Origin of the sequence: Streptomyces fulvoviolaceus (assembly GCF_000718165.1) — a bacterium.
Taxonomy (GTDB): Bacteria; Actinomycetota; Actinomycetes; order Streptomycetales; family Streptomycetaceae; genus Streptomyces; species Streptomyces fulvoviolaceus.
Map to the genome: position 1 here is coordinate 99,541 of NZ_JOEY01000048.1, position 16,341 is coordinate 115,881.

The 16,341-nt window shown below is 70.9% G+C and carries 15 protein-coding genes; 9 read left to right on the plus strand and 6 right to left on the minus strand.

The genetic code is table 11. The annotated features are described in order from the left end of the window. Positions 1-37: 37 nt before the first annotated feature. Entirely contained in the window at positions 38-1,057 is a 1,020-nt protein-coding gene (locus IG08_RS0140705) for a carbohydrate kinase family protein (RefSeq protein WP_030615300.1), read from the minus strand. Between the two features lie 128 nt (positions 1,058-1,185). Between IG08_RS0140705 and IG08_RS0140710 the strand changes: the two genes are divergently transcribed. From IG08_RS0140710 to IG08_RS0140730, 5 genes are all read left to right on the plus strand, one after another. Then, positions 1,186-1,953 (plus strand): DeoR/GlpR family DNA-binding transcription regulator, encoded by a 768-nt coding sequence (locus tag IG08_RS0140710; protein ID WP_030615303.1) that lies wholly within the window; start codon positions 1,186-1,188, stop codon positions 1,951-1,953. Then, the gene (locus IG08_RS0140715) at positions 1,950-3,290 is read left to right on the plus strand and encodes a 6-phospho-beta-glucosidase (RefSeq protein ID WP_030615306.1); all 1,341 of its coding nucleotides are present in this window, start codon (positions 1,950-1,952) and stop codon (positions 3,288-3,290) included. The genes IG08_RS0140710 and IG08_RS0140715 overlap by 4 nt, the downstream gene beginning before the upstream one ends. 59 nt (positions 3,291-3,349) lie before the next feature. Beyond that, a complete protein-coding gene (locus IG08_RS0140720) occupies positions 3,350-6,391 on the plus strand; it encodes an alpha-mannosidase (RefSeq protein WP_030615307.1) in 3,042 nt (1,013 codons plus the stop codon). A gap of 3 nt (positions 6,392-6,394) precedes the next feature. Then, entirely contained in the window at positions 6,395-7,645 is a 1,251-nt protein-coding gene (locus IG08_RS0140725; RefSeq protein WP_030615308.1) for an alpha-L-fucosidase, read from the plus strand. A gap of 190 nt (positions 7,646-7,835) precedes the next feature. Next, positions 7,836-8,714 carry a sulfotransferase family protein gene (locus IG08_RS0140730; RefSeq protein WP_234343087.1) on the plus strand — a complete coding sequence of 293 codons (879 nt, stop codon included), beginning with the start codon at positions 7,836-7,838 and terminating at the stop codon, positions 8,712-8,714. Between the two features lie 154 nt (positions 8,715-8,868). On the opposite strand, the gene IG08_RS0140735 is transcribed toward IG08_RS0140730, so the two are convergent. Beyond that, positions 8,869-10,014: an ATP-grasp domain-containing protein gene (locus IG08_RS0140735; RefSeq protein WP_030615315.1), complete on the minus strand. Its 1,146-nt coding sequence runs from the start codon at positions 10,012-10,014 to the stop codon at positions 8,869-8,871. 272 nt (positions 10,015-10,286) lie between these two features. On the opposite strand from IG08_RS0140735, the gene IG08_RS0140740 reads away from it, so the two are divergent. Further along, positions 10,287-11,147, plus strand: coding sequence for a metallophosphoesterase family protein (locus tag IG08_RS0140740; protein ID WP_030615318.1), 861 nt, complete (start codon positions 10,287-10,289; stop codon positions 11,145-11,147). Further along, positions 11,144-11,824 carry a 4'-phosphopantetheinyl transferase family protein gene (locus IG08_RS0140745; RefSeq protein ID WP_030615321.1) on the plus strand — a complete coding sequence of 227 codons (681 nt, stop codon included), beginning with the start codon at positions 11,144-11,146 and terminating at the stop codon, positions 11,822-11,824. Before IG08_RS0140740 ends, IG08_RS0140745 begins: the two co-directional genes overlap by 4 nt. A gap of 55 nt (positions 11,825-11,879) precedes the next feature. Here the strand turns inward: IG08_RS0140745 and IG08_RS0140750 are convergent, their stop codons facing one another. Beyond that, positions 11,880-12,119, minus strand: a complete 240-nt coding sequence (locus tag IG08_RS0140750; protein WP_030615324.1) for a hypothetical protein — start codon at positions 12,117-12,119, stop codon at positions 11,880-11,882. Positions 12,120-12,337: 218 nt separating this feature from the next. Here IG08_RS0140750 and IG08_RS0140755 point away from each other — a divergent pair, with 218 nt between their 5' ends. Next, positions 12,338-13,381 (plus strand): alpha/beta fold hydrolase, encoded by a 1,044-nt coding sequence (locus tag IG08_RS0140755; RefSeq protein ID WP_030615327.1) that lies wholly within the window; start codon positions 12,338-12,340, stop codon positions 13,379-13,381. Between the two features lie 25 nt (positions 13,382-13,406). Here IG08_RS0140755 and IG08_RS0140760 read toward each other — a convergent pair whose 3' ends face one another. Next, entirely contained in the window at positions 13,407-13,937 is a 531-nt protein-coding gene (locus IG08_RS0140760) for a hypothetical protein (RefSeq protein ID WP_030615330.1), read from the minus strand. Positions 13,938-13,969: 32 nt separating this feature from the next. Continuing rightward, a complete protein-coding gene (locus tag IG08_RS0140765) occupies positions 13,970-14,626 on the minus strand; it encodes a helix-turn-helix domain-containing protein (RefSeq protein WP_030615333.1) in 657 nt (218 codons plus the stop codon). A 226-nt stretch (positions 14,627-14,852) separates the two neighbouring features. Here IG08_RS0140765 and IG08_RS0140770 point away from each other — a divergent pair, with 226 nt between their 5' ends. Next, positions 14,853-15,512: an MmyB family transcriptional regulator gene (locus tag IG08_RS0140770; protein WP_030615335.1), complete on the plus strand. Its 660-nt coding sequence runs from the start codon at positions 14,853-14,855 to the stop codon at positions 15,510-15,512. Between the two features lie 38 nt (positions 15,513-15,550). Here IG08_RS0140770 and IG08_RS0140775 read toward each other — a convergent pair whose 3' ends face one another. Then, positions 15,551-16,336: a cache domain-containing protein gene (locus IG08_RS0140775; protein ID WP_030615338.1), complete on the minus strand. Its 786-nt coding sequence runs from the start codon at positions 16,334-16,336 to the stop codon at positions 15,551-15,553. Positions 16,337-16,341: the final 5 nt, after the last annotated feature.

Below are 16,341 nucleotides of genomic sequence, written 5' to 3' on the forward strand. Positions count from 1 at the left end.
TTCGCGAACGAGGGGGCATGCTGTTTCTTTGGGGGGATCAGTGCTGCCGTGCGGGGGGTGTCACGGGTGCGTACTGCACGGGAGGCCCGGGATCCGCGGGGATCCGGTCCGCCAGGAAGCCGTACGCCTTCTTGAGCTCGGGGTCGGTCAGCGCGCGCCACCAGCGGTCGACGCCGTACCAGCCGGGGGCCGCCAGGGCCCCGCCGGGATGCCGGACGGACAGTCCGGCGGACAGGACCGCGAACCGCAGGCGTTCCGCCAGCGGCCAGCCGCCGAGGGAGGCCGCGACGAAGCTCGCGCCGAAGACGTCACCGGCGCCCGTCGCGTCCAGGACGTCGACGGCCAGGGCCGGGACGTCCGCGTACTCGCCGGTCGTCTGGTCGACGGCGAGCGCGCCGTCCCCGCCCCGCGTGACCACGGCGACGGGCACCAGCTCGGAGAGCGTGCCGAGCGCCGCCACCGCGCTGTCGGTGCGGGTGTAGGCCATCGCCTCGGTCTCGTTGGGGAGGAAGGCGTGGCACAGGGAGAGCTGGTCCAGGAGGTCGGTCGACCACTCCTGGGTGGGGTCCCAGCCGACGTCGGCGTAGATCTGGGTGCCGTTCGCGGCGGCCTTGGCGAGCCAGGCACGCGGTTCGGCCTCGATGTGCACGAGGGCCGTGCGCGCCTCGGGCGGGTCGCCCATCAGCGCGTCCTGCGAGTACGGCGGCTCCTGGCCGTGGGTGACCAGGGCCCGGTCGGAACCGTGGGCGATCGAGACGGTGACGGGGGTGGGCCAGCCGTCCGCGGTGCGGGAGAGCGAGAGGTCGACGCCTTCCTGGTCGTCCAGGACGTCACGGCAGTACTCGCCGTAGAAGTCGTCGCCGAAGACCGTGGCCAGGGAGGTCCTGAGGCCGAAGCGGGAAGCGGCCACCGCGAGGTTGGCGATGCCGCCGGGGCCGCAGCCCATGCCGGCCGTCCAGATCTCCTCGCCCGGCGTCGGCGGCCTGCCCAGACCCGTGAGGACGAGGTCGTAGAAGAGCAGCCCGGTCAGCAGCACATCAGGCCGATCGTCGTCCACGCGCACATCCTCTCGTCAAAAGTCTTCAATTTCGATGACCGGAATCGTGCGCCGCTCAGCGACATTGGTCAATACCTGAGCAGAACTGAGCATGGAAATGATTGGCAATGACGAGTACTGTTCACGTCGTGCTGGCAGAACGACGACACCAACTGATCCTGCGGGCCCTGCGCTCGGGCGGCCCCGCGGCTGTGACCGACCTCTCCGAGCAGCTCAATGTGAGCCCCGCCACCATCCGGCGTGACCTGGTCAAACTGGAGGAGGACGGGCTGCTCACCCGTGTGCACGGCGGTGCGCGGGCGGAGGAGGGCGACCAGCCCTTCGCCGAGGTCGCCGAGGTCCGGGTGGCCGAGAAGGACGCGATAGCGGCCCGGGCCGCCGCCCTGGTCCAGGACGGTCAGTCCGTGCTGCTCGACATCGGCACCACCGCCTACCGGCTGGCCCGCCAGCTGCACGGCCGGCGCCTCACTGTGATCACCAGCAACCTGGTGGTCTACGAGGAGCTCGCCGACGACGAGGGCATCGAGCTGGTGCTGCTCGGCGGCATGGTCCGCCGCGAGTACCGCTCCCTGGTCGGCTTCCTCACCGAGGACAACCTGCGCCAGCTGCACGCCGACTGGCTCTTCCTCGGCACCAGTGGAGTGCGCCCGGGCGGGCAGGTGATGGACACGACGGTCGTCGAGGTCCCGGTGAAGCGGGCCATGATCAAGGCCGGTGACAAGGTCGTCCTGCTGGCCGACTCGGCGAAGTTCCCGGGTACGGGCATGGCGAAGGTCTGCGGTCCCGAGGACCTGGACGTGGTGGTGACGAACGGGCCGGTGAACACCGAGACGCGGGCCTCCCTTCAGGAGGCCGGTGTCGACGTGATCCTGGCAGGAAAGGCTGGACCAGCGTGAAGCTGACGATTCTGGGCGGCGGCGGATTCCGTGTGCCGCTCGTGTACGGGGCGCTCCTGACGGACCACGCCGAGGGCCGGGTCACGGAGGTCGTCCTGCACGATCTGGACGACAGCAGACTGCACGCGGTCGCCCGGGTCCTGGACGAGCAGGCCGCCGACGTGCCCGACGCGCCCAAGGTGACCGCCACCACCGACCTCGACGAGGCCCTGCGCGGCGCCGACTTCATCTTCTCGGCGATCCGCGTCGGCGGACTGGAGGGCCGGGCCAACGACGAGCGGGTCGCACTCGCGGAAGGCGTCCTCGGTCAGGAGACGGTCGGCGCGGGCGGCATCGCCTACGGCCTCCGTACCGTTCCCGTCGCCGTCGACATCGCGCAGCGCGTGGCCCGCCTCGCACCCGACGCCTGGGTCATCAACTTCACCAACCCCGCCGGCCTCGTCACCGAGGCCATGTCCCGCCACCTCGGCGACCGCGTCATCGGCATCTGCGACTCGCCGGTCGGCCTCGGCCGCCGTATCGCCCGGGTGCTCGGGGTCGCCAACCCGCGCGAGGCGTTCATCGACTACGTCGGCCTCAACCACCTCGGCTGGGTCCGCGGCCTGCGCGTCGCGGGCCGGGACGAGCTCCCGCGGCTGTTCGCCGACCCCGACCTGCTCGGCTCCTTCGAGGAGGGCAAGCTCTTCGGCGTCGACTGGCTGCAGTCCCTGGGCGCGATCCCGAACGAGTATCTGCACTACTACTACTTCAACCGGGAAGCCGTGCGGTCCTACCAGGCGGCCGAGAAGACCCGCGGCGCCTTCCTGCACGACCAGCAGGCCCGCTTCTACGAGGAGATGCAGCGCCCCGACGCTGCCGCCCTCACCGCCTGGGACCGCACCCGCGCCGAGCGCGAGGCGACCTACATGTCGGAGAACCGGGAGACGGCGGGCGCCGGCGAGCGCGACGCCGACGACCTCTCCGGCGGCTACGAGAAGGTGGCCCTCGCGCTGATGCGGGCCATCGCCCGCGACGAGCGCACCACCCTGATCCTCAACGTCCGCAACAAGGGTGCGCTCGCGGTCCTCGACTCCGAGGCCGTCATCGAGGTCCCCTGCCTGGTCGACGCCAACGGCGCGCACCCCGTGTCCGTGTCCCCGTTGCCCGACCACGCCACCGGTCTGGTCTGCTCGGTGAAGGCGGTCGAGCGGGAGGTGCTGGCCGCCGCCGAGTCCGGATCCCGTACGACGGCGGTGAAGGCGTTCGCGCTGCACCCGCTCGTCGACTCCGTCAACGTGGCCCGCAGGCTGGTCGAGGGCTACAGCGAGGTCCATCCCGGCCTGGCGTACCTTAAGTAAGCGCGCTCGGTAAGCGCTTTCCCCACCTTCTTGGCTTCCCGGTTTCCTGGAGACTTCTCATGCACGACGAACGCCGCCGGATCGAGGAGCGCGTCGAGCGCGTCCACAACCAGCGCATCAAGCCCGCGATCTACGCGGCCACCGTCCCCTTCGAGGTAGAGGCCTGGCAGGCGCCGGGCGAGCCGGTGTCCTTCGAGGAGGCGGCGGCCGCGCGGTACGCGCCCTTCGCCATGGACACCCCGTGGGGTCCGCCGTGGGGCACCACCTGGTTCCGCATGCGCGGCCAGGTGCCCGCCGAATGGGCGGGCCGGCGCGTCGAGGCGGTCATCGACCTCGGCTTCGTGGGCGACTGGCCGGGCAACCAGGCCGAGGCGCTGGTCCACCTGTCCGACGGCCGCCCCTTGAAGGCCGTCAACCCGCTCAACCAGTACGTGCCGATCGCCAACCCGGCGACGGGCGGCGAGCAGATCGACTACCTGGTCGAAGCGGCCTCGAACCCCGACATCCTCGCCGACAACTTCTCCAAGATCACGCCCATGGGTGACGTGCTCACGGCCGGCGACAAGCCGCTCTACACCTTCCAGCGCGCCGACATCGCGGTCCTGGACGAGAACGTCTGGCACCTCGACCTCGACATCCAGGTGTTGAGCGAGCTCATGGTCCACCTCGCCGAGCACGAGCCGCGCCGGCACGAGATCCTGCACGCCCTGGACCGTGCCATGGACGCCGTCGACCTGGACGACATCTCCGGCAGCGCGGCGGCGGTCCGCGAGGTGCTCGCCCCGGTCCTGGCCAAGCCCGCCAACGCGAGCGCGCATGTGATCTCCGGCGTCGGCCACGCCCACATCGACTCCGCCTGGCTGTGGCCGATCCGCGAGACCAAGCGCAAGACGTCCCGCACCTTCTCCAACGTCACCTCGCTCGCCGACGAGTACGACGACTTCATCTTCGCCTGCTCGCAGGCCCAGCAGTACGAGTGGGTGCGCGACAACTACCCGCACGTGTGGGCGCGCATCCAGGAGTCGGTGAAGAAGGGCCAGTGGGCGCCGGTCGGCGGCATGTGGGTCGAGTCCGACGGCAACCTGCCCGGCGGCGAGGCGATCGCCCGCCAGCTCGTCCACGGCAAGCGGTTCTTCATCGAGCACTTCGGCATCGAGACCAAGGGCGTCTGGCTGCCCGACTCCTTCGGCTACAACGCCGCCTACCCGCAGCTCGCCAAGCTCGCCGGCAACGAGTGGTTCCTCACCCAGAAGATCTCCTGGAACCAGACCAACAAGTTCCCCCACCACACCTTCTGGTGGGAGGGCATCGACGGCACCCGCATCTTCACCCACTTCCCGCCGGTCGACACCTACAACGCCCGCTTCAGCGGCGAGGAGATGGACCGCGCGGTCCGCAACTACCAGGAGAAGGGCGCCGGTACGCGCTCCCTCGCCCCCTTCGGCTGGGGCGACGGCGGTGGCGGCCCCACCCGCGAGATCATGGAACGCGCGCGTCGACTGGCCGACCTGGAGGGCTCGCCCAAGGTCGTCGTCGAGCACCCGGACGAGTTCTTCGCCAAGGCCCGCGCAGAGTACGAGGACGCCCCCGTCTGGGAGGGCGAGCTCTACCTGGAGCTGCACCGCGCCACCTACACCTCGCAGGCCCGCACCAAGCAGGGCAACCGCCGCAGCGAACACAAGCTCCGCGAGGCCGAGTTGTGGGCCACGACGGCCGCGCTGCACGCGCCGGGCTACGCGTACCCGTACGAGAAGCTGGACCGCCTCTGGAAGACGGTGCTGCTGCACCAGTTCCACGACATCCTGCCGGGGTCCTCGATCGCCTGGGTGCACCGCGAGGCGGAGGCCGAATACGCGCGGGTGGCCGAGGAGTTGGAGGTGCTGACGGCGGAGGCGGTGGCCGCGCTGGGCGGCGGTGGTACCCGTGTGTTCAACACGAGCCCGTACGACCGCGCCGAAGTGGTCCGTACGGCCGACGGCGCACCGGCGTACGTGGAGGTGCCCGCGAGCGGCAGCGCGCCCCTGACCGACGCCGGGCCCGCGCAGCCGGTGACGGCCGAGGGACGGGTCCTCGACAACGGCCTGGTCCGGGTGGAGGTCGCGGAGGACGGCACGCTGTCGTCCGTACGGGACCTGCGGGCCGGCCGGGAGGTCCTCGCCGGCGCGGGCAACCTGCTCCGCCTGCACACCGACCTCCCGAACTACTGGGACGCCTGGGACATCGACAAGCACTACCGGAACCGCTTCACGGACCTGCTGGAGCCGGAGTCGGTGGCCGTCGTCGAGGCGGAGCCGCTCGTCGGCGCCATCCGAGTCACCCGCTCCTTCGGCAAGGGCTCGAAGATCACCCAGACGATCACCGTCCGCGCCGACAGCCCGCGCATCGACTTCGAGACCGAGATCGACTGGCACGAGGCCGAGAAGATCCTCAAGGCCGGCTTCCCGGTGGACGTCCGGGCCCCGCACTCCTCCGCGGAGATCCAGTTCGGCCACGTCCAGCGCCCCACCCACACCAACACCAGCTGGGAGGCGGCCCGCTTCGAGGTCTCCGGCCACCGCTGGGTGCACGTCGCCGAACCCGGCTACGGCGTCGCGGTCATCAACGACTCGACGTACGGGCACGACGTCACCCGCACGGTCCGCGAGGACGGCGGTACGACGACCACCGTCGCCCTGAGCCTGGTCCGCGCCCCGCGCATCCCGGACCCCGAGGCCGACCAGGGCAAGCACCGCTTCACGTACTCGCTGCTGCCCGGCGCGAGCATCGAGGACGCCGTCGCGGAGGGCTACGCCCTCAACCTGCCGCTGCGGGTCGCCGATTCGGCGGGCGTACCCGAACCGGTCGTCTCCGTCGACGGCGAGGGCATCACCGTCGAGGCGGTCAAGCTCGCCGACGACGAGTCGGGCGACGTGGTGGTGCGGCTGTACGAGTCGCGTGGCGGCCGTGCGCAGGGCGTGCTGCGCACGGGCTTCCCGCTGGCGGGCGGCCAGGTGACCGACCTGCTGGAGCGTCCGCTGGAGGACGCCGAGGTCGTCGACGGTGGTGTCCGCGTCCAGCTGCGGCCCTTCCAGATCCTGACGCTCCGTCTGGGGAGGGGCTGACCCATGCCCATGCAACCCTGGTTCACCGACGCCAAGTTGGGGATCTTCGTCCACTGGGGCATCTACGCCGTCGACGGCGTCCAGGAGTCCTGGTCGTTCTACGACGACATCGTCCCGCACGACCAGTACATGTCCCAGCTGGACCGCTTCACGGGCGCCAAGTACGACCCGAAGGCGTGGGCCGACCTGTTCGCCCGTGCGGGCGCGAAGTACGCCGTACTGACGACCCGTCACCACGACGGCGTGGCCCTGTGGGACACGGAGTACGGCGACCTCAACCTCGGCCGCGACTACCTGACCGGCTACGTGGAAGCCCTGCGCGAGAAGGACCTCAAGGTCGGCTTCTACTACTCGCACTCCGACTGGAACCACCCCGACTACGCCTCCACGCGCAAGCCGGGCCGTCCGCCGGAGATGGAGGACAACCGCTACTCCGAGTGCTCGGCCGAGGACGAGGACCTGGACGCCTGGGAGCGGTTCATCGCCTACCGCGACGGCCAGATCCGGGAGCTGTCCTCCCGCTACCGGCCCGACCTGATGTGGTTCGACGGCGAGTGGGACCGCAGCGAGGAGCAGTGGCGCATCCCCGAACTCGCCGCGCTCATCCGCTCGTACAGCCCCGACGTCGTCTTCAACGCCCGCATGCTCAGCGGGGGCGACTACGCCACCCCCGAGCAGGGCGCTCCCATCGAACCGCCCGACGGGCCCTGGGAGTTGTGCCTCACGATCAACGACTCGTGGGGCTATCAGCACCAGGACCACAACCACAAGTCGCTCACCCACCTGGTCCGCTATTTCACCGAGACCATCGGCGGGGGCGGCAACCTGCTGCTCGACGTCGGCCCGATGGAGGACGGCACCATCCCGCAGCCGCAGGTGGAGCGGCTCGAAGGACTGGGGGAGTGGATCCGCAAGCACTCCGAGGCGGTGTACGGCACGGTCCGCGGACTCCCGGCCGGGCACCACTACGGGCCCAGCACCCTCTCCGCCGACCGCCGCACCCTCTACCTCACCCTGTTCGACATCCCGCGTGCCGAGATCGGCGTCCGCGGACTGGTCACTCCGGTCCGCAAGGTCACCGTGCTCGGCACCGGTACCGAACTCGGCCATCGGGTCGTCGGCGGGCTGCACGACGCGGTCGGCGTGCTGTGGATCGACCCGCCGGCCGAGGCCGACCTCGACCCGCACGCCACGATTCTCGCGGTCGAACTGGACGGGGAGATGGAGCTGTACCGCGGGTCGGGGCGGTTCTGAGGACCGGTTCCGAGGGCCCGCCGCACAGCAGTTCCCCAGCATTTCCCAGAAACAATTAAGAAATCGGTAAATCACCAGGTCACGGGCCCGATTCAGGGTTCCGTGACCTCGGTGGTTTCCCGTTCCGACACCTGGAGTTCGCCTTGTGCCCCTGAGATGCGGAGGCAAGGTGCAAGAGAAAGGTGTCACGGTGCGAGACCCGCGTATGTCTGCGATCGGCAAGGGGCTGAGGCGCCGGGGGAGGCTGATGAAGGAGGCGGTGAGCCCGCCGCGCCGGACCCTGGACGCCGTGCCCACCCCCAGGCCCCGGCCCGCCGCCAAGGCGTCGTACACCGCCCCCTGCGCCCCGCGCCTGGTGGAGTCCCCGGTGTTCGTGCTGTCCTCCGTGCGCTCGGGCTCGACCCTGCTGCGAGTGCTGCTGAACAGCCACAGCCGGATCCGCGCCCCGCACGAGATGCATCTGCGCACCCTGAACGTCGAGTTGAGCCGCAGTTTCACCGCGGAGGCCATGAAGGCCCTCGAACTGGACCGGCGCGAGCTGGAACACATGCTGTGGGACCGGGTCCTGCACCTCGAACTCGCCCGCAGCGACAAGGACGTCATCGTCGACAAGACACCGGCGAACACCCTCATCTGGCCCCGGCTGCACCGATGTTGGCCGCACGCGAAGTACATCGTCCTGCTGCGCCACCCGGGCGCGGTCATCGCCTCCCTGACCAGCCGGCGCACGGACCCCGACCACGAGGCGATCCGCGCCGAAGTCCTCCAGTACGCCGAGAAGCTGGAGGAGGCGCGCCAGAGTCTGGACGCGCACGTGATCACGTACGAGGAACTCACCGCGGAGCCGGAGAAGACGACCCGCGACCTGTGCGACTACCTCGGCCTCCCCTGGGAGAGCGCCATGCTCGACTACGGCACCAAGGACCACGGCACCTTCCGCCCCCAGCTCGGCGACTGGAGCAGCACCATCAAGTCGGGCCGCATCCAGCCCGCCCGCACCGCCGACCCCGCCGCCGAACTGTCGCCGCGCCTCGCGGAGTTGGCGAAGGCGTGGGGGTACCCCGTCTAGGCACCCTCACGCGACTGACACTCGGCCGGTGAAGCCGGCCGTGATCCCGGGAACGGCGTTCGGGAGTGCGGAGTTGCACGACCAAGCCGGTGTGGGCCGATCATGACCGATGCGCTAGGTCATGTTCGGCCCACACCGCGGGTGAAGGTGCTGATCAGGCCCGGGCGGTGGCAGGCGTGCCGGCCTCCGTGGTGACCTGCTCGACCGGTTCCGCCGTCGGTGCGGGCACCGCCGGCAGCAGCGGCCCGGTCTCCTCCGCGCGCTGGTGCGGGATGGACACCGCACGCAGCGGGCGCGGTCCCGACACCACCGTGTAGTCCTGGCCGAGGAACGGCGGCTCCATCTCGCCCGGGTCCTCGCCGAGCGCCAACTGCACTGCGGCCCAAGGGGCGTTGACGCCGCAGAGCGACAGCTGGTGCAGACCCCCAGCTGGACGCGTGTTGACATCCATGAGAACGGGGGTGTCGCCGAACATACGGAACTGGATGTTGGACAGGTAGTGCAGCCCGAAGCCCTCGGCGATCCGGCGGGCCGGCTCCAGCCACTGCTCGTGCAGGGTGAAGCCGCGGCGGCGGCCGTTCTTCGTGCGGCCCACCGCCAGGCGGACCCGGTTGTCCGGACCGGTGAGGCAGTCCACCGACACCTCCGGCTGCTCCAGGCGCGGCATGACCAGCCAGTCCACGGACTCGTCGGCCTCCTTCAGCGCCTCCACGACCAGGTCCAGCGGCACGTACGGGCCCGGGAAGCCGTTGAGGTGCATGAGCGAGAAGGGGGTGCGCGTGATGACGCGGAAGCCCACCCCGCCCGCTCCGGACGCCGGCTTGAAGCACGCCTTGTAGCCGCCCGCCTCCAGCTCCTCCACGGCCGCGACCAGCTCGTCAGCGGTCCGCACCCGCCACCACGGCGGCACCGGCGCACCGATGGCCTGGACCGCCTCGTAGGCGATCACCTTGTCGTGGAAGACGGCCACGGCCTCGGGCGGCGGCGCCAGCAGCGCCGTACCGACCGCCTCGAACTCGGCGCGGTGCGCCACGATCGCCGACTGGTGCAGCCGGGGCACGAACACGTCGATGCCGCGGCGCGCGCACTGGTCCAGCGCGAACTCCACGTACGCGGCCGGGGACAGACCCTCCGGCTCCAGATCGGCGGTGTCGGCGGCGGCCAGCACGGGGGAGTCCGCGTCGCCGTGCGTGGCATGGATCTCGACGGCGCGATCGCTGGGATTTCGTCGCAGCTGATCCATGAAGAACACGTTCTCCGCGTACGTGCGATTGAGCCAGACGCGTACGCGAGAGAGCATGCAGGCCGCCTTTCGGGCATTTCGGGCACAACGAAGCAGGCCGTGCCCGGCGAGGTTGATCGGAGGGACACCAAACCGCCCTGCGCGAAGGGAAGTTCATGGCGGTGGTGTTGGGGCGATCATACGGCTTTCGAGAGGTGCCGCGTGCAACGTGCGTGTTACGGATTTCCCGATCATGCGGTACGGCAAGATCAGGTGCCTCGATCCGACCTTGTAGCAGGGCGGCAAATGTGTTCTCGTGGTCCCCATCGAGTGCTCGGAAGGGGCGGGAAGTGACGTCGACGGCCGGCGGCGCCGGACAACTGCTGGCCATCAGCGACCTGCACATCGGCTACGCCGAGAACCGCGCCCTGGTCGAGGAGATGCGCCCCGGGACGGACGACGACTGGCTCCTCGTGGCGGGCGACGTCGCCGAGACCGTCGCCGACGTCCGCTGGGCCCTGGAGACCCTCGCGGGCCGCTTCCGGAAAGTCGTCTGGGCTCCCGGCAACCACGAACTGTGGACCCACCCCCGGGACACCGTCACCCTGCGCGGCGTCGCCCGCTACGACCACCTCGTCGACGTCTGCCGGGAACTCGGCGTCACGACCCCCGAGGACCCCTACCCCGTCTGGGACGGCCCCGGCGGCCCGGTCGCCGTCGCCCCGCTGTTCCTGCTGTACGACTACTCCTTCCTGCCGGCCGGCTGCACCACCAAGGAACAGGGACTGGAGTACGCGCACGGCACCGGCATCGTCTGCAACGACGAGTACCTGCTGCACCCCGACCCCTACCCCTCCCGCGAGGCCTGGTGCCGGGCCCGGGTCGCCGAGACCGAGCGCAGGCTCGCCGCACTGCCCGACGACCTGCCCACGGTCCTCGTCAACCACTACCCGCTCGACCGCCATCCCACGGACGTCCTGTGGTACCCCGAGTTCGCCATGTGGTGCGGCACCACGCTGACCGCCGACTGGCACCGCAGGTTCCGTGTCGAGACCATGGTCTACGGCCATCTCCACATCCCGCGGACCACCTGGCACGAGGGCGTCCGCTTCGAGGAGGTGTCGGTCGGCTACCCCCGCGAGTGGCGCAAGCGACCGGAGCCGCCGGGACAACTGCGGCGCATCGTGCCGAGAGAGGTCGGGGCCCGGTGATCGAGGAACTGCTGCCGGACTCGGTGGTGGCCGTCGAGGTGCACGGCACCGACGAGCCGGAGAACACGGTGCTCTACCCGGAGGAGGAGGTGCTCGTCGCGCGGGCCGTCGCCAAGCGGCGCCGAGAGTTCGCCGTCGTGCGCGCCTGCGCCCGCCGGGCCATGGAGAAACTCGGCGTGCCGCCGCGCTCCGTCCTGCCCGGCGAACGCGGCGCCCCGCAGTGGCCGCCCGGACTGACCGGCAGCATGACCCACTGCGACGGCTACTGCGCCGCGGCCCTCGTCCGCGCCACCGACCTCGCCTCCCTCGGCATCGACGCCGAACCGCACGGACCGCTCCCGGAGGGCGTCCTGGCGAGCGTGGCACTGCCCGCGGAACGGGCCCGGCTGCAGCGGCTCGCCGCCGCACACCCGGGGATCCACTGGGACCGGCTGCTTTTCAGTGCCAAGGAGTCCGTCTACAAGGCGTGGTTCCCCCTCACCGGCAAGTGGCTGGAGTTCACCGAGGCCGACATCGAGATCCGCGTGGATCCCGGGGAGCCGCTCGGCGGCGGCATCCGTGCCGATCTCCTCGTACCCGGACCGCTGGTGGGCGGGGAGCGGCGCGGGTACTTCGAGGGCCGCTGGACGATCCGGGACGGGCTGGTCGCGACGTCCGTCGTCGTGCCGTACGCCTGAGCGCACGGCACGGCACGGCACGGCACGTCGCGGCACGGCTTCCGGGCCTATGGCTCTACGGCTCCGGCGGGCACCAGCTCTGCAGCAGTCGGAAGAACGCCTCCTCGTTGCCCGCCAGTCCCGCGTCCGCGAGGGCCTGTTCCGCCTCGGCGAGCACGGCGGGCGGGACGAGCGGTGGCCGGCCGGAATCCGGCGGACCGGCCGCGGTGTCGAAGACGGCTCGGACCGTGTGCAGCAGCCGCAGATAGGCCTGGACGGCGGTGCGCTCGCGGTCGGTCAGTACGGCGGTGGGCATCGGGCGGCTCTCCCAGGTCGGCTCGGTCGGTCACGCCCTCATACGGGGGCGCATCTCCAGCTTGCCGCCCACCACTGACAATCCGGCCGCGGTACGTATCGGTTCGCCCGCTTAGCGGAGGCGAAACCTCACCGAAATCCCTTGTGGGAAAGGAGTCCTACGCTGGAGTTAAGGGCTTTCGGCCGCTGCCTGGCGGCCAGTGAACGGGAGGCGAGTACGTGGTCGACGACCCGCGCCGGCGCCCGGTGCGCGCCGTGCGGCTGCGCCCGGTGGGCGATGGAGAACTCGAGTTGCAATACCGCGTCGTGCACGGTTACCGCCGCGCCTTCCGCATGGCGGGCGAGGGCCCGGCGCTGGTGCTCATCCACGGCATCGGGGACTCCTCGGCGACCTGGGCCGAACTGATCCCCGACCTCGCCCGCACCCACACCGTGATCGCCCCCGACCTGCTCGGCCACGGCGACTCCGACAAGCCGCGCGCCGACTACTCGGTCGCCGCGTACGCCAACGGGGTGCGGGATCTGCTCACCACGCTCGGCATCGAGTCGGCGACCCTGGTCGGGCACTCGCTGGGCGGGGGCGTGGCGATGCAGTTCGCCTACCAGTTCCCCGAGCGCACCGAGCGGCTCATCCTGGTCAGCGCGGGGGGAGTGGGGCGCGAGGTCAACCCGGTGCTGCGGCTGGTGTCGCTGCCCGGCGCCCACCTGATGCTGTCCTCGCTCCGGCTGCCCGGCATGCGGCTCCAAGTGGGCCTCGCCGTACGGCTGATGAAGCTGATGGACACCGACCTCGGCCAGGACGCCCCCGACCTGCTCAACCTCGTCGACGCGCTGCCCGACGAGACCTCGCGCAACGCCTTCATCCGCACCCTGCGGGCGGTCGTCGACTGGCGCGGGCAGGTCGTGACCATGCTGGACCGGTGCTATCTCACCGAGGGCATGCCGACCATGCTGCTGTGGGGGGACCGGGACAGCGTGGTGCCCGTGCGGCATGCGTACGGGGCGCACGAGGCCATGCCGGGGAGCCGGCTGGAGATCTTCGAGCAGGCGGGGCACTTCCCGTTCCACAGTGACCCGGCTCGGTTCGTGTCGCTGGTGGAGGAGTTCACGGCGACCACCGCTCCGGCCGACTGGAGTCGGGAGCACTGGCGGGAGCTGCTGCGGGAGGGACGGCCGGGGACGTCCGCCGGGCGGCCCGACACGGTTCGCAACCGGGCCGTGGCACAGGACCTGCGGGAGGCCAGCGAGCGCAGCGCCACCTGATCCGACAGGGGACGTGACACAGGCTCTAACCCTGCGGGCCCCGGTAGCCGAGGGAGGCCTCGATGCGGCCCGCCAGGTGGTCGCGCTGGACCGGGCCCCGGAGGGCGGAACCCTCCAGCCATGTGCGGCACTTGCTGGCGAGGAGCAGGCCGAAGTTCTCGGCCTCCTTCTCGTCGTCCTGCTCGAAGCGGCTGCGGGCGGCCACCTTCAGGACGGTGGCCGTCAGGTCCGCGTCGTCGCTGAGGAGGCGGGCCGCGACGGCGGCACCCTCCACGTGGTGGCTGCAGTGGCCGGCCTTCATGTGCCACAGCTCGTGGCCGAGGATCACCAACTGGTGGTCGGGGGCGGTGCGTTCCTCGACCACGACGAGATCCCGGTCGGCCATGTCGAGCCACAGGCCGCTGGCGGTACCGGGCGGGAAGGCGGCCGTACGGAAGTGGACGGGACGGCCGCGGCGTCTGCTCATCGCGCCGCACAGGGCGCCGTACAGGTCCTCGGGCCGTGCCGGTGCGGGGAGCTCCAGCTCCGCCACCAACTCGCCGCACAGGCGGCGCATTTCCTTACCGATGCCCACAGTTCTCCCCCGGATCAGGACTCGGGCCGCTTGACGCTCTCCAGGAGCATGTCCAGCCACTCCGCGACCTTGTCACGGTGCTGGTCGGTGGGCAGCTGCGCGGCCCGCCAGGCGATCCCGCGGACGCCGTGGTCCTGCAACAGCCGCTCCAGCGGGTCCTGGACGGCCGCGGCCGCCTCCCGCTCCCGGTCGGCGAGCTTGTGCAGGAGCTCCTGTTCGCTGCGCTGCAGTGCGCCCGCGAGCGCCTCGGGGTCCTCGGCCGTCAGGAATCCGGCATGCACCCGGAAGAACCGCTGTATGGCGTCGCAGTGCTCCATCGTGGGGCGCCGGTCGCCGTTGATGAGCGCGCCGGCCTGCTGCCGCGACATGAAGGCGCCATCCGCGATCTCCTGCTGGGTGTACTTGCGCCCGTTCGGCTTGAGCCGGGTGCGGCGCAGCAGGTCCAGCCGCTGCAGGAACCGGGCCTGTACGTCCGGCTCACCCGCGGGCCGCCCGCTCAGCAGCGCCTTGACCACCGGCTCGGGGACACCGGAAGCGACGGACAGACGACGGGTGTCGAAGACCTCGGGGTGCGGCACACCGAGCCGGTCGGCGAGTGCGGTGACGCGGACGACGACGGCCGTCAGTACAGCCGTTGCCGCGCCGTCCGGACCCTCGAAGCCATCCGACACCGACAGATCTCCTACGTCTCTTCACCCAGGCTTCTCACAAGCGGTTGCCGTGAACTTCCCGGAGAGTAGCGGGTTGTTCGAACTCACATCCAGGTCTCGCCACAACTGTGGCCAATTTCAGCCGTCAACAGGCACGAAATGCCACGATAGTTGACACGGCTCGCGTCGGGGCAGCAGGATCAAGGCGCCGTGTGAAGGCCGCATAGGCAAGAGGGGTGACCTCCCGATGGCGTATCAGGCAGGTGGGCAGCGGTCCGTTCCGCGGCCCGTCCCCGAGGGTGTCGAGGCCCAGGCCTATCTGCAGGACTACACCACCCTCGTGGAGGCCGTCCCCTTTCCCTCGGTCGTCCTCGACCGTTGCTGGGACGTCGTGCTGGCCAACGCCGCTTTTGCGTCACTCTTCCGTGGTGTGGGCCCCCATCCGACCGCCATGCCCGGCGACAACTTCCTCAGGTTCGTCCTCTTCCACCCCGACGCGAGCACCGTCCTCGGTGAGCACGAGTCCCGCTGGTGTCTGCCGATGCTGGCGCACTTCGCGGCCGCGGTGGAGCGGCACGGCCACGACCACGGCCTGCAGTCGATCCGCCGGGACATCGCCCAGGACCCCATCATGGAAGCCGCCTACCGGCACGGCCTGCCGCACTGGATCCGCACCGTCGGCGAACAGGCCGTCGAGCACGACGGCTCGGTCCGCCCCCTGCTGCACCCCGACCCGCGTTGGGGCGCCACGGACTGCCGGGTCGTCGACGAGACCCCGAGGACCCTCCGGGACCTGGGTTACACGCGTCTGACACTGGTGCTCCGCCCGGCGCCCGCCAGACGCCGCCCCGCGCGCGCCCGCCGCGCGGCGAGCCACCTCAGCGTGGTGCCCACCCCCGAATCCTGACGGGCACCGTCGGCGTTCAGGTCGCCGACGGCGCCTCGTCAGTACTTCCGCGCTGTCCCGGTGGTGACGGCTGCGGTCACCAGCACCAGCGGCACCCCGTCGCACGGCACCAGCCGTACGCCCTCCGTGTGCCCCGGCCGCCCCGACGCGAGGGCGCGGGCGAACTCGGGTCCCTTGCTGAGCGAGCCGACCAGGTGCCGCGGATCGGTGGACGCGGCGACCCTGCCGCGCGCGTTCACCAGCCGCGCCGGGCCGGGCAGCCGGCGGAGCATCGGCATCACGGCCGCCTCGAAGTGCCGTAGATACACGTCCGCTGCCGCCACCCCGGCGAACCGGCCCTCCACATGGACCGGCGCGGACAGCGTGAGGCTGTACTCGTCGGAACAGAGGTAGTCGACGTACGGCCCGGCGACCGCGCGTTCCCCGGAGTCGCGGGGGAGCGCGAACCAGTCCCAGTGCGTGTAGTCGGCGTACGCCGAGTGCTCGGGATCGAGGTCGAGCAGCAGCGGCCGTACGTCCCCCTCCGGGCCGGACTGCCACCACTCCAGCCACGCCGGTACATCGCTCAGCAGGCCCGGCGCGGCGACGAAGCCGACTCCGGACATCAACTCGTGCCGGGCGAGCCGCAGATGGAGGCCCGGGCGGAGGGCGGCGAGGTCCACGGTGGCCGGGCGGCGGCCCTCGGCGGCCACCCGTTCCAGCAGGGCCGTCGTGTCGGCGCGGGTCGCGGCCACGGCGTCGAACACGGTCTCCAGGGCCGAGCGCACGCGCGCCGCGACCGACTCCTCCGGTGCCTTGTCGAGTGTTGCCGTCGCGAGGCTCATCACTG

Bases quoted from the DNA above. Each gene is read 5' to 3' on its own strand.
- IG08_RS0140750 (WP_030615324.1), bottom strand. From the start codon at position 12,119: ATGCCCACCGCCGTACTGACCGACCGCGAGCGCACCGCCGTCCAGGCC.
- IG08_RS0140760 (WP_030615330.1), bottom strand. From the start codon at position 13,937: ATGCGCCGCCTGTGCGGCGAGTTGGTGGCGGAGCTGGAGCTCCCCGCA.
- IG08_RS0140775 (WP_030615338.1), bottom strand. From the start codon at position 16,336: ATGAGCCTCGCGACGGCAACACTCGACAAGGCACCGGAGGAGTCGGTC.
- IG08_RS0140735 (WP_030615315.1), bottom strand. From the start codon at position 10,014: ATGCTCTCTCGCGTACGCGTCTGGCTCAATCGCACGTACGCGGAGAAC.
- IG08_RS0140720 (WP_030615307.1), top strand. From the start codon at position 3,350: ATGCACGACGAACGCCGCCGGATCGAGGAGCGCGTCGAGCGCGTCCAC.
- IG08_RS0140770 (WP_030615335.1), top strand. From the start codon at position 14,853: ATGGCGTATCAGGCAGGTGGGCAGCGGTCCGTTCCGCGGCCCGTCCCC.
- IG08_RS0140725 (WP_030615308.1), top strand. From the start codon at position 6,395: ATGCCCATGCAACCCTGGTTCACCGACGCCAAGTTGGGGATCTTCGTC.